Origin of the sequence: Glycomyces terrestris (assembly GCF_003933745.1) — a bacterium.
Lineage (GTDB): Bacteria > Actinomycetota > Actinomycetes > Mycobacteriales > Micromonosporaceae > Glycomyces > Glycomyces terrestris.
In genome coordinates this window covers 468258-485710 of sequence record NZ_RSEB01000003.1, presented here as the reverse complement: position 1 = coordinate 485710, position 17453 = coordinate 468258, and the positions used below count along the sequence as shown (strand labels likewise).

The 17453-nt window shown below is 71.9% G+C and carries 21 protein-coding genes; 13 read left to right on the top strand and 8 right to left on the bottom strand.

Going from position 1 to position 17453, the window contains the following annotated elements:
* The 7 genes from EIW28_RS12200 (at position 1) to EIW28_RS25385 (ending at position 6099) form a co-directional block, all read left to right on the top strand.
* Positions 1 to 948, top strand: a complete 948-nt coding sequence (locus tag EIW28_RS12200; RefSeq protein ID WP_125247976.1) for a WXG100 family type VII secretion target — start codon at positions 1 to 3, stop codon at positions 946 to 948.
* Positions 939 to 1382 carry a hypothetical protein gene (locus EIW28_RS12195; protein WP_125247975.1) on the top strand — a complete coding sequence of 148 codons (444 nt, stop codon included), beginning with the start codon at positions 939 to 941 and terminating at the stop codon, positions 1380 to 1382. Before EIW28_RS12200 ends, EIW28_RS12195 begins: the two co-directional genes overlap by 10 nt.
* An 86-nt stretch (positions 1383 to 1468) precedes the next feature.
* A complete protein-coding gene (locus EIW28_RS12190) occupies positions 1469 to 2752 on the top strand; it encodes a WXG100 family type VII secretion target (RefSeq protein WP_125247974.1) in 1284 nt (427 codons plus the stop codon).
* A 17-nt stretch (positions 2753 to 2769) separates the two neighbouring features.
* Positions 2770 to 3096, top strand: coding sequence for a hypothetical protein (locus EIW28_RS12185; RefSeq protein WP_125247973.1), 327 nt, complete (start codon positions 2770 to 2772; stop codon positions 3094 to 3096).
* A gap of 280 nt (positions 3097 to 3376) precedes the next feature.
* Entirely contained in the window at positions 3377 to 3610 is a 234-nt protein-coding gene (locus EIW28_RS12180; RefSeq protein ID WP_125247972.1) for a hypothetical protein, read from the top strand.
* Between the two features lie 49 nt (positions 3611 to 3659).
* The gene (locus EIW28_RS12175) at positions 3660 to 4415 is read left to right on the top strand and encodes a hypothetical protein (protein WP_125247971.1); all 756 of its coding nucleotides are present in this window, start codon (positions 3660 to 3662) and stop codon (positions 4413 to 4415) included.
* Between the two features lie 4 nt (positions 4416 to 4419).
* Complete coding sequence (locus EIW28_RS25385) at positions 4420 to 6099, top strand: hypothetical protein (RefSeq protein WP_187350600.1); 1680 nt, start codon at positions 4420 to 4422, stop codon at positions 6097 to 6099.
* 169 nt (positions 6100 to 6268) lie between these two features.
* Here the strand turns inward: EIW28_RS25385 and EIW28_RS12165 are convergent, their stop codons facing one another.
* Genes EIW28_RS12165 through EIW28_RS12155 form a run of 3 tightly spaced genes read right to left on the bottom strand, consistent with a single transcriptional unit; the run spans position 6269 to position 9074 of the window.
* On the bottom strand, positions 6269 to 7606 hold the full coding sequence (locus EIW28_RS12165; RefSeq protein WP_125247970.1) for a hypothetical protein: 1338 nt from the start codon (positions 7604 to 7606) through the stop codon (positions 6269 to 6271).
* Positions 7603 to 8757 (bottom strand): WXG100-like domain-containing protein, encoded by a 1155-nt coding sequence (locus tag EIW28_RS12160; RefSeq protein ID WP_125247969.1) that lies wholly within the window; start codon positions 8755 to 8757, stop codon positions 7603 to 7605. Before EIW28_RS12160 ends, EIW28_RS12165 begins: the two co-directional genes overlap by 4 nt.
* On the bottom strand, positions 8754 to 9074 hold the full coding sequence (locus EIW28_RS12155; RefSeq protein ID WP_125247968.1) for a type VII secretion target: 321 nt from the start codon (positions 9072 to 9074) through the stop codon (positions 8754 to 8756). Before EIW28_RS12155 ends, EIW28_RS12160 begins: the two co-directional genes overlap by 4 nt.
* Positions 9075 to 9299: 225 nt before the next feature.
* Here EIW28_RS12155 and EIW28_RS12150 point away from each other — a divergent pair, with 225 nt between their 5' ends.
* From EIW28_RS12150 to EIW28_RS12130, 5 genes are all read left to right on the top strand, one after another.
* On the top strand, positions 9300 to 10592 hold the full coding sequence (locus EIW28_RS12150) for a WXG100 family type VII secretion target (protein WP_125247967.1): 1293 nt from the start codon (positions 9300 to 9302) through the stop codon (positions 10590 to 10592).
* Between the two features lie 3 nt (positions 10593 to 10595).
* Positions 10596 to 11243 carry a hypothetical protein gene (locus EIW28_RS12145; RefSeq protein WP_125247966.1) on the top strand — a complete coding sequence of 216 codons (648 nt, stop codon included), beginning with the start codon at positions 10596 to 10598 and terminating at the stop codon, positions 11241 to 11243.
* 113 nt (positions 11244 to 11356) lie between these two features.
* Positions 11357 to 11689, top strand: a complete 333-nt coding sequence (locus tag EIW28_RS12140) for a YbaB/EbfC family nucleoid-associated protein (protein ID WP_125247965.1) — start codon at positions 11357 to 11359, stop codon at positions 11687 to 11689.
* On the top strand, positions 11686 to 12081 hold the full coding sequence (locus EIW28_RS12135; RefSeq protein ID WP_125247964.1) for a YbaB/EbfC family nucleoid-associated protein: 396 nt from the start codon (positions 11686 to 11688) through the stop codon (positions 12079 to 12081). Before EIW28_RS12140 ends, EIW28_RS12135 begins: the two co-directional genes overlap by 4 nt.
* Before the next feature lie 70 nt (positions 12082 to 12151).
* The gene (locus tag EIW28_RS12130) at positions 12152 to 13033 is read left to right on the top strand and encodes a hypothetical protein (RefSeq protein WP_125247963.1); all 882 of its coding nucleotides are present in this window, start codon (positions 12152 to 12154) and stop codon (positions 13031 to 13033) included.
* A gap of 34 nt (positions 13034 to 13067) precedes the next feature.
* Here the strand turns inward: EIW28_RS12130 and EIW28_RS12125 are convergent, their stop codons facing one another.
* Positions 13068 to 14069, bottom strand: coding sequence for a Gfo/Idh/MocA family protein (locus tag EIW28_RS12125; protein WP_125247962.1), 1002 nt, complete (start codon positions 14067 to 14069; stop codon positions 13068 to 13070).
* A 180-nt stretch (positions 14070 to 14249) separates the two neighbouring features.
* Here EIW28_RS12125 and EIW28_RS12120 point away from each other — a divergent pair, with 180 nt between their 5' ends.
* A complete protein-coding gene (locus EIW28_RS12120) occupies positions 14250 to 14879 on the top strand; it encodes a copper resistance CopC family protein (protein WP_125247961.1) in 630 nt (209 codons plus the stop codon).
* 9 nt (positions 14880 to 14888) lie between these two features.
* Here EIW28_RS12120 and EIW28_RS12115 read toward each other — a convergent pair whose 3' ends face one another.
* Genes EIW28_RS12115 through moaC form a run of 4 tightly spaced genes read right to left on the bottom strand, consistent with a single transcriptional unit; the run spans position 14889 to position 17405 of the window.
* Complete coding sequence (locus EIW28_RS12115; RefSeq protein ID WP_125247960.1) at positions 14889 to 15302, bottom strand: molybdenum cofactor biosynthesis protein MoaE; 414 nt, start codon at positions 15300 to 15302, stop codon at positions 14889 to 14891.
* A complete protein-coding gene (locus EIW28_RS12110; protein WP_125247959.1) occupies positions 15299 to 16462 on the bottom strand; it encodes a molybdopterin molybdotransferase MoeA in 1164 nt (387 codons plus the stop codon). The genes EIW28_RS12115 and EIW28_RS12110 overlap by 4 nt, the downstream gene beginning before the upstream one ends.
* Positions 16459 to 16950: a MogA/MoaB family molybdenum cofactor biosynthesis protein gene (locus tag EIW28_RS12105; RefSeq protein WP_232013945.1), complete on the bottom strand. Its 492-nt coding sequence runs from the start codon at positions 16948 to 16950 to the stop codon at positions 16459 to 16461. The genes EIW28_RS12110 and EIW28_RS12105 overlap by 4 nt, the downstream gene beginning before the upstream one ends.
* The gene (gene moaC / locus EIW28_RS12100; RefSeq protein ID WP_125247958.1) at positions 16938 to 17405 is read right to left on the bottom strand and encodes a cyclic pyranopterin monophosphate synthase MoaC; all 468 of its coding nucleotides are present in this window, start codon (positions 17403 to 17405) and stop codon (positions 16938 to 16940) included. The genes EIW28_RS12105 and moaC overlap by 13 nt, the downstream gene beginning before the upstream one ends.
* Positions 17406 to 17453 lie beyond the last annotated feature (48 nt).

Genomic DNA, 17453 nt, shown 5'->3' with positions numbered 1-17453 from the left:
ATGTCCACCGGGAAGAGCCTCTACGACGCGGGGGAGGAGATGTCGCCGTACTACAACGGCGTCATCAAGTCCTGCGCCGTCGCCATCGCGCCGCCCGCCGTCGTCTTCGGCCTCGCCGTCCAGGCCATGGCCACCGGCATCTACCTCAACCAGTGCAACCCCGGCGACATCCTCAAGGCCGCCGGCGCCTGGGTCTCCCTCGCCGAGAAGAACATCGAGGCCGCCGACGCCCTCCAAGCCGAGGTCGACACCGTCAACGACGGGAACTGGAAGGGCGACGACGCCGACGCCTTCCGCGAGGCCGCCGGGAACGTCAAGGCCCAGCTCCAGCAGCTCGCCGTCACCGCCTTCCTCATCGGCGCCCAGCTCCTCGCCTTCTCGGTCATGCTCACCGTCTACTGGCTGTTCCTCACCGCCTGCACGATCGTCATGGACGCGTTCCTCGCCGCCTACCTCGCCGCCCTCGCCGGCGTCCTCACCGCCCCCGGCGCGCCCGCGATCATGGCCAGCGCCCAGACCGTCGCCACCAGCCTCGTCGCGTCCATGAAGAGCATCGAGTCCTACCTCATCGCCGTCTCCACCGGCTGCGCGACCCTCACCGGCGGCCTCACCGCGTTCACCGTCGGGTTCCAGCAGGTCCAGGGCAACCCCGTCGACCCGCTCGACATCGCCGGCGCCGGACTCGCCAACATGCTCGAAGGCCTCCTCGTGTACGGCGTCAACGTCGCCACCATGACCCCCGGCGGCCGCCACGCCAGCGTCGCCAACGCCATGCACGTCTTCCAGGGCGTCTCCTCGATCTTCCCGGTGTACAAGGGCGACGGCGAGACCGGCGCGCTCTTCGACGGCGGCGGCCCCGCCCTCGGCATCCCCGACTCGCTCCTCAACCTGTGGGAAGACCACGCCCCCGACCGGTTCACGAACCCCGAGTCGGTCGAATGGCGGTGACGCCCCGGCGCCGCGCGCTCGTCCTCGCCGCCTTCGCCGCCGTCCCGCTCCTCGCCCTCGCGATCACCGCCGTCAGATATACGGCGTTCCGGGCCGCGGCCGACGGCTCCGGAACGCACGGGACCGCCGTGGTCGAGCGGGCGCACGTCTCCGGCGGCGGCGACGAGGTCTGCACCGGCGCCTTCACCCCCGACGGCGGCGGCCCCGCGACCGAGGTCGACATCGAGGTCGACGGCCCCTGCACCGAAGGCGAGCGCCTCGACGCGTTCCTCGTCGAACCGGCCGCCCTGTACGCCGGCTGGGGCCGGCCGACCGCGTGGACGGCCGGGACCGGCACGGGCGAGCACCTCGCCCCGGTGATCGTCGTGTTCGTCTTCCTCGTGCTCCCCGTCCTGCTCGCCGCCCTGGTCTTCCGCCGGCGCCGCCCCCGGTAGGCGCCTTCGCGGTGCTGTCGTGAAGCCCTCGCAGTTGGTACGGTGAAGAGGTCACGCCACCCGTTCCCCTCGCGAGGTGAAGACCGATGAGCGACAACGAGTCCACCTCAGCACTCGACGCCGCGGGGGCCGGCCGGCCCGGCTGCTCCCACCCCGACTGCGGCAACGCGACCGCCCACCCCGCCGAACGGCACTGGCAGCAGGTCATGGCCGCCGTCCCGGTCGAGGGGCAGTCGCACCGCCCGAAGGCGACGGCGACGTCGTACCCGACCGGGGCCGACTTCCGCGCCGCGCTCGCCGCCGTCCGGCCCGACGACGCCGACGCCCACTCGCTCCAGCACCTGCGCACCGCCTGGACCGACGAGGTCTCCGGCCGCCTCGCCGACTGGCCCGAACGCATCCGCTCCCACCTCGCCGACCTCGCCGAAGGCTGGTCCGGCGCCGGCTTCGACGCCTTCGAAGCCGCCTGCGACCAGACCCGCGGCCTCGTCGAAGACCTCATCGACGACGTCGACGCCACCGCCGCGAGCCTCCAGGCCGCCGAGGACGCCCTCCACCTGATCCAGGGCGGCGGCGCCGGCGAGATCCCCTACCCCGCGGCGCAGTTCTGGATCGACGGCGACTGGCACAGCTGGGTGTCCGTCCACATCCGGCCCGCCTGGTGGCACGGCGACTGCATCCGCTACACCTGCCAGGACGCCGAGCACGTCCTCGCCCTCGCCGGCGCCGAGCCCGCGCTCGCCACCGAGATCATCGACTACATCGACGAGCGCATCCTCCACCACATCGACCGGTACGCCAGGCCCGACGCCGTCGAACGCGACGGCCTCGACCCCGCACAGGGCCTCACCGTCGAGGAGGCCAAGGACCTCGCCGTCGCCGACGCCACCGAGCACTACGCCACCCTCGTCGAGCAGAGCTGGGGCGCCTACGCGGCCCGCCACACCGCCGTCGACGACGACCTCGTCCGCCGCAACGCCGACACCGAAGCCGAGCTCCGCTCGCTCCGCACCGTCCGCAGCGACAAGGACTACCCGGCCGCCGCCGACCCCGCGTACATGGACCTCGAACCCCCGCCCCTCGACCAGCCCACCGGCACCGAGACGCCCCGGGCCGCGGACGAGCCGTCCCTCCAGCCGCCGACCTTGAGCGAGGACGCGGCCGAGGAGGACCGACCGAGCGGCGACGCGGCCGCACCCAGCGCGGTGCCGGCAGCGGTCGGCACCGCCGCGGCCACGAGCGCGATCATCGCCGACCCGTGGACCGCGCCCGCGGCGACCGGCGCCGCCCGGTCGACGGACGAGGCCGACCTGGCCGAGGACGGGAACCTGTGGGGCGTCGTCGACGAAGACGACGATCCTTACGCCTAGGAGATAAGGAGTCCCGCATGCCCGCCCGCGCCTTCGACCCCGCCGCGCTCGAGCGCCACCGCCAGTTCCTCGGCGACCTCATCGACGAGCTCGAGAACGACATCCTCCCGTCCCTCCGCGACGGCGCCTTGAGGAAAGCCCCCGCTTTCGGCACCGCTCCCGGTGCCACCGCTGAGTACGCCGACTTCCACGCCACCACCTGGCGCAACCTCCAATACCTCCGCGCCACCCTCCACGGCCTCCGCGCCCGCCTCCAGTCCGCCATCGACAACGACGGCACCATCGACCCCGACACCGCCACGGAAATCCTCCGCCTCACCGACGGAGACGACCTCTACACCTGATCGAACCGGAGCGGTTTGCCGACGTCTTTCCCAGCCATCAGAAAGTGCTTGTCGTGCTGCCGATTTCAGCTGCACCGGGGCCCTGAACTCGGGACCTGTACGTGTTGCGAGCTCCTGCTAACCTGAAATCGAGCCATAACCCACCCAGCCAGACATCTACCGTCTCCCGGAGGAAACCCTGATGGCCGAGCAACGGAAGTTCGATCCCGAAGCCGCACGGGAATTCCAGAGGGCTGTGCGCGAGCAGATCCTTGACCCCCTCGAAGACACCCTCATGCCCATGTTCAAGGACGAGAAAATCCTCAACCGCGAGCCCCGGTTCGGCCAGCTGCAGTCCGCTCAGCAGGCCAAGACCAAGTACGCGGAATACCACTCCGCCACCTGGCAGGCCCTCGAGCAGCTGCGCAGCAACTCCTACGGCATGCTCCAGAAGCTCGACGAGTCGATCGAGGCGAACGACGCCTCGGAAGACGCGAACGTCTCCGAGATGCGGTCCTACGAGGGTGAGCTCTAGCGCCTGCCCCTCCAGGCCGAGCTGAACAGCAGAAGGAAGTTTGAATCGCATGAAGTTTGCAAACGGACGCCTGGTCGCCCTCGGCGGCGCGGTGCTCCTCCTCGCATCCGGCTGCAACGCCCTTTCCGGCGGCGACAGCAGCGGCGACGGCACCGACGGCGGAACGACCGATCCGCTCGCCGAGGAGATGCGATCCTGGCCCGGCGGCTGCGACGTTCTCGACAACCTTCAGCCGATCGTCGACTACATGCAGATCCAGGAGATCGACGGCGGCGCGCTCAATAACAATGCCTGGGGCGAAGGCATGGACGGCGAAGCGCTGACCTGCAACGGACTCGTCACCGTGAAGAGCTTCGAGCTCGCAGACGGGACCATCAGCGAGAATGACGGCGAGCTCTGGGGCGGGATCGTGCCCTGGGAGAACGAGGATCAAGCCAAGGCCAGCTATACACAGCGCACCGTCGATGACATCGAGGGTTTGAAGGAGCAGGACTCCACTCTCCAGGTCATCGAGGAGATTCCACTGGGAGACGAGTGGGATGAAGGCAAGCTCATCGTCATGGACCGAGAGTTCGAGTGGGCCCTGACCCTCATCGGTCGTCAAGGTCAGTGGCTGTTTTACGCCGAGGTGAACTACAACCACGACACCGGCGAAGAGCTCTACAACGAGAACTCGGACATCCTGCCCGGTTCGGAAGAAGACTATGCGTATCCGTTTGATGATGCGGCGCTTCAACAATGGTTGGTCGAGGAATATGCCCCGTCGGTCAACCAAATGATTAATGACCGGATCGGTCAGGAGTAGCGAGATGGGCGACAACGTCGACTACGGCGAGTACGAAGCCGATACGTACACCAACATGGACACCGGCGATGCCATGGACACGACCCGGTTCCAGCAGAACTTCACCGGGAACCGCGGTTGTGGTAACGGCGACTGCCAGAACAAGGAGAATCCGGGCGAGCAGCCCTGGATCGAACTCATGTCGGCGATCCCTCAAGCCGGGCAGACCGCCAACATCAAGCCAAAGCCTTCCGGAATGTCCACTCCAGGTGGACAGCAGGTGAGCGCGATTGTTCAACAGCTTCGTGGAGCGGACGGCGACAACTACGCCATCGGAGCGGTGAAGGACGGTTGGCAGACCTTCAACAACGAGTTCTCCAACTTTGAGGCACGCCTGCAAGAAGCAGTCGAGGCACTCAGCATGGAGTGGACCGGCGACGACTTCGACGCGTTCTCCGAGCAGATCGACATCGTCAAGCGGAACATCGCTGAAGTCACCGAGAAGATCACCGGCGAGAACGGGATCCTGCCGCTGCTCGGCAACACGCAGTCCTCGATCTACGAACTCCAGGGTGGCGACTCGGGCGAGGTCCCCTATCCCGCCCCCCTGATCTGGGTCGACGACGGCGGCTGGTTCGACTCCGCCGAGTTCCACATCCGGCCCGCGTTCTGGGACGGGGACTGCGAGAAGGTCGGCGACGTCTGCGCGAACGAGAGCGGCAACAAGATCATGGAGATGGCCGGCCTCGAAACCGGCTACCAGGACGAGGTCCAGTCGTTCGTCGAAGACCGCACGAACTACTACTACCAGTACTACAACAGCGAAGCGAACGGCTACCAACCTGGCAGCTTCTCCCAGGAGCAGGCCCGCCAGATGGCCCAGGCGGACGCCGAGGGCCAGATCAACCAAGACGTCGGCGACATCAACGAGAACTACCAGCAGCGCCTGAACAACGTCAACGACGACATTGTCGGCCGCCGCGACTACGCCAACGGCGAGGTCGCGAGCTTCAACCCGGAGAAGCCCGCCACGCAGCAGACGAACCTCGGCGACGGCGGTCAGCCCCCGGTCGGGTACGACCCGCCCGGCGGCGGTGGCGGCGGCAGCATGCCGAAGGCGCCCGGCGGCATGGACTCCATGAACCCGCCGGAGATGCCCGGCACCGACAAGCCCCCGACGCCCTCGTTCGACCCCCCGCCGAACCCGAGCGACCCGAACCTCCCCGGCGGGAACGACCCCGGTGGGTTGGACGACAACCCGTGGTCTCCCACCACGCCTGACCCGGACGACATGCCTTCGGGTGGTCTGGCCGGCGGTGGCGGCGGTGGCCTCGGAGGAGGCGGCCTCGGAGGCGGCGGTATCGGCGGCGGGCCCGGTGGTGGCATGGGTGGCGGTGCTGGCGGCCTGGGGGCCGGCGGCGGCGTTCCCGGAGGCCTCGGAGCCGGCGGTGTCGGCGGCATGATGGCCGGTGGTGGCGGCATGGGGCGCGGTGGCGCCGGTGCCGGCGCGGGTGGTCGCGGTGCCGGTGGGCGCGGGCCGGGCGGCATGGGCCGCGGTGGTGGCATGGCCGGCGGCATGATGGGTGCCGGCGGCGGTCGTCCCGGCGGGGCCATGGGTGAGGACGGTCAGGAGACCGGCACCTGGCTCACCGAGGACGACGACGTGTGGGGCATCGGGAACGAGAACGACGACCCGTACGCGTAGCGGACGCTGAACCGGGCCGGCGGCGAGAGCCGCCGGCCCGGTTTTTCCATGCGCGGAGTCGGCCCGGTTCTAGATTGCGCGGAGTTGGCCCGGCTCTTCATCGCGCGGAGTCTGACCCGTTGTCCACTGCCGAGTCAGCCCGGTTCATTGCGCCGAGTCGGCCCGGTCCTCAATCCGTGGTGAAGGAGCCCGCGTAGTGGGCGAGTTCCCAGCCTTCGGGGTCCGGGGTCATCTCGATCTCGGCCGCCGCTTCGATTGCGGCCGTAGCGTTCTCGGCGAGTCGGACGGTGCGGTTCGTCTCGGCCAGGTCGATCTCGGTGTGCTCGCCGGTCAGGACCTCCGGCGGCCCCGGGATCGCCAGGTGGATCTCGTGCTCCCCGGGCTGGAGACGGTATTCGTTCACGCCCCAGAGCGCCGGGACGGGTTCGCCGTCGATGCGGACGACCGGAGCCGGGACCCAGGGCCGCGACTCCGGGGGATAGGACTCGCCGAACCGATTGCGGCGCTTGGCCGCCGCCTCGGTCTCCGCGGCCTCGTCGACCGGGCGCCTCGGGTCGTACTGGTGCGGGCCGACGAGGCGGGTCGGGACGGGTTCGCCGAGTCGCCAGCGGCGGCGGAGCGGAGCGCGGGAACCGCGGCCGAAGTCGACGGCGTGCGGGACCTGCACGTACGTGAGGATGAGGCGGAGCGCGGCCATGTCGGCGTCGGCCTGCGGGGGCGAGGGGTCGCGCGGGTCGATCGGGCGCCAGGAGCCGTTCGGGAACGCCGTGGGGCGGTGGACGGCGAAGCGGGTGCGGCCGGCGAGGCGGCGCTCGGCGTGGTCGAGGACGAGGCGTTCGGCGCCGCGGGCGAGCCAGTGCCCGGCGGCGGCGCCGACGGCGGCCGCGGCGGCCGCGAGGAGGAGCCCGGGGGTCCGGGCGACCGGGGCGTCGGCCAGGGGCAGCACGAGGGCCCCGAACCCGGCGACCGCGCCGATCATGGTGGCGTACATGGTGAAGCGGCGGCCGAGCCGGAGCGGGGCGGCGCCCGTGGGGATGAGGTGCAGGTCGCGGAGCACACCGGCGGGGCCGAGGCGCTGGCGCGTGAAGGCGGTGAGGCGGACCGTGCCGCCCGGCGCGAGGTCGACGGGCCAATACCCCGCGGAGGCGCCGGACTGGTATTCGACCAGGTGAGGACCGGGGTCGAGCATGATGTCGGCGGTCCCGAAGCCGGTGGCCGCGGGCGCGCCGTCGATGAGGAGGACCGGCGTGAACGGCCGCGTGCCGGGGACGTCCTCGATGTGGCCCAAGAGGTCCGACTCGAAGACGAGGAAGCCGCTGCCCGATCCCCGTCGCGGGGAGGCGAACAGCGAGGGCACGTCGCGGAGGCGGAGCCGGCCGCGGCGGAGGCTGCGGCCCGCGGCGTAGTACTCGTGCGGGTGGAGGGCGTGCTCGGCGAGCGGGTGGCGGGCGATCTCGTACGGGGCCGCGTAGGCCGGGCCGAGGGCGCGCAGCCACGCCCAATTCACTGGAGCGCCTGCTGGGCGAGGCGGGTGCCGTTGACGATCTCCGTGCGGTGGTCCTTGATGAAGTCGAGGAAGGGCCGGATCCGCTGGAGGATCGCGGCGACGGTCGAGACGACCTTCCCGGCGGCGGCCGAGATCCGCAGGACCTGCGCGATGGACCGCAACGCGCTCATGACCATCGACGCGATCCGTGCGACCCCGGTGGCGACGGCCGTGGCGATCGTGGCCCCGAACGTCGCGACGCTCGCGGCCACCTGCGGGAGGAGCGTCGAGAGCATCCACGAGACGCCCTTGGCGATGAGGTCCACGATGTCCTGCCGCAGCATCTTCGCGAGCTCGGCCATCTCCGTGAGCAGCGCGTTCATGCCGACCGCGGCGAAGCCCATGACCGAGACGGTCTGCCCCATCTCCCCGACGCTCATGCGGGCCGCGTCGCCGTCGGCGCCGACCCAGTCGGCGAGCGCCGCCTCCCCGGTCTCGGTGATGTAGTCGCCGGCCTGCCGGCAGCCGTCGGCGACCCGCACCCACATCTCGGCCGACTTCCGCATCCGCGACTCGTTGCCGGACACGAGGCCCACCAGGTCCTCCAGCGGCTGGAACAGCTGGATGAGGAAGTCGATGAGGGTCCCCGCGAGCCACTGGACGGGATCGAACTTCGGATCGGTCACGCACTCCACGAACGCCTCGTACTGCTTCGCCATGTCCATGACCGCGCCGATGTCGCCCGCGAGGCCGGTGACCGCATTCGCGATCCCGTCCCAGTCGTTCCAGCCCTCGATCTTCAACACGTTGCCGACCGTGTTCAGGCCCGCCGTGATCGGCGCGGTCGCGCTCTGGAGCATGTTCATGCCCGAGTTCGAGTGCTGCGCACGGGCGTTGTACAGCAGGTTCCCGTCCGAGTCGCGGCCGCTCACGCGCGTGTCGGCTCCGACGGCGTCGCCGGCCCGGTTGCGGCGGACGTCGTTGCCGCTGCCGGACAGGAACGCGTTCGCCCACTGGTGCAGGCCGGTGTGCGCCTCGTCGGCGCCCGCGCCGCGGGACCCCTTGCCCGCCAAGGCGTCGTACGCGTCCGTGACGCCGGGCGTCCAGTCGTTCACCGCCGCCTGCTCCGGCAGCGGCCCGTCGTTCCAGGTCGGCTCCCGCACGTCGCTCATCGGCCGAGCTCCGCGGCGATCCGCGCGAGGTCGGCGGCGATGCCGTCGTCGGCGTCCTGGTGGGCGTCGGCGCACTCCTCGAGTCGCGCGCACAGGCCCTCGATCCCGGCCTTCGCGTCCTCCAGGCACGGGTGGAACACCAGCTCCGACACGCCGAAGTAGAGCCCGGCGAACGGGAGGCCGCCCAGGCCCCACGTCCACCAGTCGGGGTCGGACTCGCGGGCGTAGTCGGCGACCGCCTGCACCTCGTCCGCGGTCGGCTTGAGCTGGGCGGCCGCGTCGCGCAGCCGCTGGGGGTCGACGTCGATCCATGGCATGGGGCATCACTCCGGGGGGTACCAGTGCCGGTCGGTCTTCGCGGGACGGCGCCTCGGGCGGGGGCCGAACCGTCCGAATCCACAGCATAGTGACAGCCCGCCACCCCTCGGCCCCGCCGCGTGCGCGGGCCGCGCCGCGTCCGGGACGCCCTGGCCGCGATGCGATAGCGTGGAACGACGGCGCCCACCCCGCGCCGCCCGCCCTACACGCCCAGAGGAGCGCGAATGTCGGATCAGCACGGCTCTGACATCACCCAGTACGGGACCCCCGAAGCGCCCGGCGACTTCCGGCGCGCCGTCAACTCGACCCCGGTCGTCGGCTCCGCCACTAGCCTCGCCGAGAACATCTACGGCACCATCGCCGGCGACGACCGCCTCTCCTCCGCCGCCGGCATCCCCGCGGACATCGCCGGCATCGCCATGCAGGGCCTGCTCGCCGTCCGCGACCCCATCTACGCGCTCGTCAACGCCGGCCTCGGCTTCCTCATCGAGCTCATCGACCCGCTCCAGGAGCTCATGGACGCCGTCGCGGGCGACAAGGACGAGATGGCCCGCCAAGGCGAGGTCTGGGGCCAGGTCGGCGACGCGCTCGGCGCCCTCAGCGGCGAGACCGGCGACGCCGTCCGCGCCAACCTCACCGGCTGGTCCGGCCAGGCCGCCGACGCCGCGTACAACCAGCTCACCGCCATCGAGGCCGCGATCATGGCCGCGTCGCAGGAGGCCCTGAGCGTCAAGACGCTCCTCGGCTGGGCGCAGGCCCTCTCCGAGGCGATCGAGGGCTGCATCCGCTCGATCGTCGCCGAGCTCCTGTCGTGGCTCGTCACCCGCGGCCTCATCGCGCTGGCGAACAGCGCCTGGACGTTCGGCGCGTCCGTGGCGACGTTCATCCTCGGCGCCGCCGCCAAGGGCTTCTCGATGTTCATGCGCGCCATGCAGTGGGTGCAGAAGAGCGTCAAGGTGTTCTCCCGGCTCGCCACGGTCATGCTCAAGTTCCTCGGCAAGAACCCCTTCCGCGGCATCAACCCCACGAACGGGTTCGAGCTCGCCGGCAAGGGCCTGTGGCTCGGCGTGCTCAAGAACGTCGGCGTCAAGGCCGGCACCGGCCTGCTCCAGGGCCGCGGCACCGCCCAGGCCACCGCGAAGGGCGCGGCGTCGAACGCGCTGTCCAGCGCCATGTACGGCTCCGGCGGCACCACCGGCGCGCCCGTCACCGTCGACCTCGCCGAACTGGAGACGACCGCGGGCAGCTTCGACGGCCTCGCGACGAACGCCGGGGCCATCCAGAACGTCGCCCAGGAGGCCTCGGTCGCCCAGATGACCTGGGGCCTGACCGGCGCGTTCGGGTTCGAGGAGGCCTACCGCGACAACACCGAGGGCCTCGCCGAGGCGATCACCGCGGTCGAGAGCGCGCTCGGCGGCTCGGCGATCCAGCTGCGCGGCACCGCCGCCGACTACCAGGCGTCCGACGACGAGGCCGCGGCCGAGCTCAACCGGATCCTCCAGGGACTCGAGCGCTGACCCATGGCGAACCGGCCGCGACTCGACCTCACGCGCGACGCCCCGCGCGTCCTCCAGCACTGGCTGCGCCCCGACGAGCGGCTCATCGAGGCCGCCCCCGTGTGGGGCCTGCCCGCGCTGGACGGCATCCCGAAGCCGCCCTTGACGGGCGACCAGCTCGGGAGGCGGACGCTCAAGGTCGTGGGGCTGACGCTGCTGTGGATCGTCGGCTCCGTGGTCGTGCTCATCGTGCTGGTGCTCCTCGCCGACGGCCTCGGCGGCGGCGGAGGCGAGAGCGGGGGCACCCGCACCAAGGGGCCCGCGGTCGTCCTGCACGGCAAGGGGTCCGGGTCGGTCGCGGGGCGGCTCGTCACGCCGGCGCTGCGGCGGCGCGGCTGGTGGGTGTTCACCAACCGGCGGGTCGCGTTCGTGGCCCCGACCGGGCCGAGCCACGCGAAGTTCTGGAGCGGCTCGGGGCCGGAGACCGAACTCGACGGGCCGGTGCCCGTGGCGACCGTGGTCGAGGTCGGCGACACCGCCTACACGTACGAAGGCGACGTGGACCGGGTGCGGCACACCAGGATCCTGCGGCGGCGCAAGCCCGCCGGACTGTACAAGCGGGTGCGGTTCGCCGACGGCTCCGGGATCGACTTCCGGCGCCGCCACCAGTGAGCCGGCCGCGGTCGAACCCGAGGCGTGCCCGTCACCGCCGGTAGCGGCCCCTCGCTAGCATCGTGGGACGCCGCCCGGAACCACCGGGCGCGCACGCCCGGGAGGAGAGCGCTATGCCGGAAGATCCGGCCGAGGACATGCGGCGCAAGGCGAAGGAGATCGAGCGCCTCGCCGTGGAGCTCGCAGGCGAGGCCGTCAGCGAGGACGGCGCGGTCCGCGTGGTGACCGGCGCGGCCGGCAACATCAGGGAGCTGGACCTGCGCATGAGCGCGTACCAGATGTCCGGCGTCGAGCTCGGCGAGCTCATCGTCCAGACCATCCGCGCCGCCGACCGCCGCACGCAGGCCGAGCTCGCGCAGCGCGTCGGCGCGATCATGGGCACCCCCCTGTCCCCCGAGGACCTCGATCCGGGCCTCGCCCCCGTCGACGCCGAGGAGCCCCGATGACCGACCGCCCCAGGGACCCCGAGGCGATGATGCGCCGCCTCGAGCGGATGCAGGCCGAGGCCGAGTCGATGCTCGCCAAGTTCAACGAGCTCAGCGAGCAGCTCGGCGCCGACGCCGTCGAGGTCCGCTCCGAGGACGGCCGCATCCGCGTCAAGCTCGACGCCGAAGGCAAGGTCGCCGAGATCGGGATCGACGAGCAGGCGATGCGCATGCGCCAGTCCCTCGCCCCCACCATCATGGCGCTGGTCCAGGAGGCCACCGCCACCCACGCCCTGAAGATGGCGCAGATGGCCCAGTCCCTCGTCGGCGACAAGATCGACGTCATGGGCCTGGCCGCCCGCGACATGCCCGACGGCATGCGCGACAGGGCCCGCGACAACCTCGACCGCTAGGACGGCGCCCTGCGGCGGTCCGGCGCCGCAGGGTCACCGCCCGGTTGCCGGAAACCGGTATGTTGCTCGCATGGGAATGAAAGACCGCCTCGAGCAGATGAAGCAGCGCGCCCAGGACGCCGGGAAGATGGTCGTCGACGTCGGCGTCGAGAGCGCCCGCGAGAAGCGCGACGCCGCCACCGGGTTCGCCAAGGGCAAGGTCGACGCCGCCACCGGCTTCGCCGTCCAGAAGCGCGACGCCGCCGTCGACCTGGCCGCCAACACCAAGTCCGCCTTCAAGGAAGGCGACTTCGAAGAGCTCCTCGCCCGCCTCCCGCTGCCCGCCCAGCCCGTCCAGGAGGAATGGCAGTGGAGCCTCGCGAAGCTCATCACCGCCGGCAACAAGCCCCCGACCGGCACCGGGATGCTCCTGGGGCTCCTCGACAACTTCGGGACGATCGACATCGGCCCCAAGGAGGTCGGCTTCGACGGCGGCACCGCCAAGTGGCACAAGGTGAAGGCGATCCGCACCCGCTCCCTCGACGGCATCCTCCAGAAGCTCTCGACCGACACGTTCACCGAGACGATCGAGAACCTGCTGCCGCCCGTCCCCGGCCGCGGCTGGGTCTCCGAGAAGGCCACCTCCGCGATCTTCACCCTGTGGGCCATGGTCGCCGACCTCGCCATCCGCGACCCCGAGGCCGGCCGCCGCCAGGTCGTGTGCGAGATCGAGTACAAGGGCTGGATCTTCACCAAGGAGGCCGCGACCGGGTACTTCACCGGCCCCGTCATGGCGCTCCTGCCGAACCTCGACCGGATCTTCCGCGAGGAGGCCGCCAGCCGCGGCATCGTCGTCGAGCAGGCCGAGGACACCGCGATCGAGACCGCCGAGGCCCGCGTGGCGTGGCTGCGCGAGAAGCACGCCGCGATCGCCGCCAGGCGCGCCGAGGCCCAGAAGGCGATCGAATACTAGGAGGGGACGGTGCGCGGGGCGACCCGCGCACCGCTCACGACTGCTTCGGGTGCGTCTCGCCGGGGTAGCGCAGCCCGATCGCGGACCGCACCTCGTCGAGGATCTCCATGACCTCGATCGTGCTCTGCGGCGGCACCAGCGTCGACTCCAGCCGGCCCTGCCGCAGCGCGCGGTGCACCTCGAGGGCCTCGTGCACGTAGCCGTGGCCCACGTACGGCGCCTCGAACTCCCGCGGCGCCTCGTCGTACCGCACCAGCGTGTACCCGCTCGGCCGGTACGCGTACTCGCGCAGCTCGATCCGGCCCTCGGTCCCGGCGATCACGACCTCGTTCGCGGGACCGCCGCGATAGGAGCACGACAGCTGCGCGACCGCCTTCGGGTACTTCAGCGTGATCGCGGTCTGCGCGTCGACGCCGGTCACCTCGTCCATGACGGCCACGGCCGACACCGACTCGGGGACCCCGAGCGCCAAGTGCGCCAACGTCACCGGGTACACGCCGAGGTCGAGGAGGGCCCCGCCGGCGAGCTCCGGGTTCCGCAGCCGGTGCGACGGGGGGATGTCGCCGGCGAACGAGAAGTTCCCGTTCACGGACACGACCTCGCCGATCATGCCCTCCTTGATGGCCCGGCGCATCTCCCGGATCGCCGGGTTGCAGCGGGTCCACATGGCCTCCATGAGGAACCGCTGGTGCTCGCGGGCGACGTCGAACATGGTCCGGGCCTGGGCGGCGTTGTACGCGAACGCCTTCTCGCACAGCACGTGCTTGCCGGCCTCCAGCAGCTGGAGCGTCGGCAGGTAGTGATGGGAGTGCGGCGTGGCGACGTAGACGATGTCCACCTCGTCGCTGGCCGCGAGCGCCTGGACGGAGTCCAGGGCGTGAGGGATGTCGTACTTCTTGGCGAACGCGGCGGCGCGCTCCGCCGATCGAGAGGCCACAGCGGTGACGCGGCAATCGTCGAGGAGGGCAAGATCTTCCACAAAGGTCGATGCGATTCCGCCGGTCGCCAGGATTCCCCATCGGATCGGTTCAACCATGGACGTAAGCACACCACAACTTCCGGCGATCGTCAACACGAGGGTGAGCGGTACTATCTGCGTCAACCGGGCCATTCTCCCGCCCGTCGGTGACCCTCCGTGACCGCGTCCCGGCGCACCGGTGGAGGGTGTGACGATTCCCCCACCGGGGAACCGACCGGGCCGTGGCACTATGGCGAAATGCAGACGACCCGAATCAAAGGCGGCATCGCGATCGCGCTGGCCGCAGCGGCCGGCGGGGTCCTGTCGCTCGGACTCGCCGCCCCCGCCGCCGCGCACGCCGCGCTCACCGGGACCGACCCCGAGGACGGCGCGATCCTCGCGGAGGCCCCCGCCGAGGTGTCGGCGACGTTCTCGGAGGTCCTCGACGGGCCCTCCACCGAGATCGCCGTGACCGACCCGACCGGCGCGGTCGTCGACGTCGCCGACCCGGTGTTCGACGGCGACACGTTCACGCAGCCGATGCTGTACACCGCGCCCGGCGCCTACACGGTCGCGTTCCGGGTGATCTCCGAGGACGGCCACCGCGTCGACGACGCCGTGTCGTTCACCGTCGAGTCGATCCCCGAGGGGCTCTACGCCCCCGGCTCCGGGCCGGCCGCCGAGCCCACGGGCGCGACGGGCGGCGCCGCGACCAGCGAGGCCCCCGCACCGTCCACTGAGGAATCCACAGTCGCTGCGGCGGAGGAGGACTCGAACGCCGGCGCCGCCCTCGCGGCGATCCTGCTCGGCCTGCTCATCGTCGTCGTCGGCGGCGTGGTCCTGGTGAAGGCCCTGGGCCGCAAGAAGGGCGACGCCGCCGAGCGCTGACCGGGGCGCTCAGGGGCAGTTGACCCACTCGTCGGTGCCGTCGTCGAAGTGCTGGTGCTTCCAGATCGGCAGGCGCGCCTTCACCTCGTCGACCAGGTCGGCGCACGCCTCGAACGCCTCCTTGCGGTGCTCGGCGGCGACGGCCGCCACGAGCGCCGGGTCGCCGATCGCGAGGTCGCCGACCCGGTGCGAGACGACGACGCCGCGCACCCCGGGCCGGGCCGCGATCTCCTCGGCGATCCGCCGCAGCTCCTCGCCCGCGGACGGGTGCCCCTCGTAGGACAGCGAGAGGACGCCGCGGCCGTGGTCGTGGTTGCGGACCACCCCCGCGAAGGAGACGACCGCGCCGGCTTCGGCGGCGGCGACCGCCCGCTCGTGCTCGGCGACGTCGAGCGGGGCGTCGAGGACGCGGGCGCGGATCACGGCTGGACTCCTGGGACGGTGGCGAGGTCGACGACGCGCCCGGCCGGCGCCTCGTCGTCGGGCGGGATCACGGCGAACCCGGCGGCGCCCGCGAGGCCGCGGAGCATCGCCGAACCGTGGTGGGCGAGCCGCCGCCCGGCCGGGTCGACCAGCGCGAGGTGCGTGAACGAGCCGCGGCCCGGCACGTCCTCGGCGAGCTCGACCGAGCGCAGCGGCGGCAGCGGCAGGCCGCGCAGGCCCGCCAGGAGCGGCGCGACGACGGTGACGACCGCGATCACGGCCGACTGCGGGTTCCCGGGGAGCCCGGCGACGAACCTGCCGTCGGCCGTGCGCGCCAGCAGCATCGGGAACCCGGGCCGAACGGCCACGGTGTTGAGCACGTACTCGGCGCCGATCTCGGCGAGCGCGGCGTGCAGGTGGTCGACGGGCCCGACCATGGTGCCGCCGGTGGTGCACACCAGGTCGGCGCCGGCGAGCGCTTCGCGCAGGGCCGCGACGTGCGCCTCCAGGGTGTCCTCGACGGGGCCGATGCTCGGCCCGGCGTCGGCGCCGGCGGCCGCCAGCAGGTGCGGGACCATCGGGCCGAGCGCGTCGCGGATGCGGCCCTGTCCGGAGACGCCGCTGGTGAGGAGCTCGTCGCCGAAGACGACGACGCGGGCCCGCGGCCGGCCGTGGGCCGGGAGCGTCAGGTGGCCCGCGGCGGCGGCGAGGCCGATCACGGGCGGGGTGACGGGGGTGCCGGCGGGCAGCAGCTCCTCGCCGCGGCGGGCCTCCTCGCCGGCCTCGCGCCATTCGCGCGCGTGGGGGCCTGTGACGAAGCCGTCCGCGACGGTGCCGTGCTCGAGCCGGATGACGCCGTCGGCGCCCTCGGGCACCTGCGCGCCGGTCGCGATCTTCACGGCCGCACCCGGTTCGAGGGGGCCGGGCACGTGCCCGGCGAGGACCTCGCCGCCGGTGCGCCACGGGCCGGGCCCGGCCACGGCCCAGCCGTCGACCGCGGAGGTCGGGAACGCCGGCAGGTCCGACACGGCGACCAGGGGCGCGGCCAGCGCCGACCCGGCGGCCTCGTCGAACGGCAGCTCGGCGGGGGCCGGCTTCGCGTCGTAGCCTGCGGCCCAAGCGGTCTCGCGGGCCTCGGTCCAGCTGATCGTGTCGCTCATGCGTTCCTCTCGTGGTCGCCGTCGTGGAGCTGCGACACCGCGTGCTCGACGAACGCGGGCGTCAGCACGGCGAGGCCGTCCTTCGCGGCGCCGCGCGAACCGGCGAGGTTCACGATGAGGGTCCGGGCCGCGACCCCCGCGATGCCCCGCGACAGGGCCGCGTGCGGGGTCTTCGCGAGGCCGGCCGCGCGGATCGCCTCGGCGATCCCGGGGACCTCGAAGTCGACGACCCGGCTGGTCTGCTCCGGGGTCAGGTCGAGCGTGGTCAGGCCGGTGCCGCCGGAGGTGACCACGAGGTCGGCGCCGGCGGCGATGGCCTCGCGGAGCGCCCGGCCCACTTCGGCGCCGTCGTGGACGACGACCGGTCCGGTCACGTCGAAGCCGTGCGAGCGGAAGCCCTCGGCGAGGATCGGCCCCGACTCGTCCTCGTAAACCCCGTCGGCGGCCCGGTTCGAGGCGACGACGACGGTGACCTTCACCTGTGCCACGTGCCGGTCTTCCCTCCGAGCTTCTCCTCCACCTTGACGTCGGCTATGACGGCGGCGGGGTCGACGGCCTTGACCATGTCGACCAGGGTCAGGGCCGCGACGGACACGGCCGTGAGGGCCTCCATCTCGACGCCGGTGCGGTCGGCGGTCGTGACGCGGGCGGCGATGTCGACGCCGTCGTCGGTCACGGTGAGCTCGACCTGCACGCCGCTGATCGCGATCGGGTGGCACAGCGGCACCAGGTCCGGGGTGCGCTTCGCGGCCATGATCCCGGCGATGCGGGCGGTGGCGAGGGCGTCGCCCTTGGCGAGGGAGTTCGCGCGCAGCGCCGCGACCACCTCGGGCGTGGTGACGAGGCGGCCGGTGGCCAGGGCCGAGCGCTGGGACACGTCCTTGCCGGACACGTCGACCATCCGGGCCGCGCCGGTGGAGTCCACGTGGGTCAGGTCTGCCATGCAGCGAAGTCTAGCCGCGCGGGCCGACGCCGCCCGCTGCTTGAGACG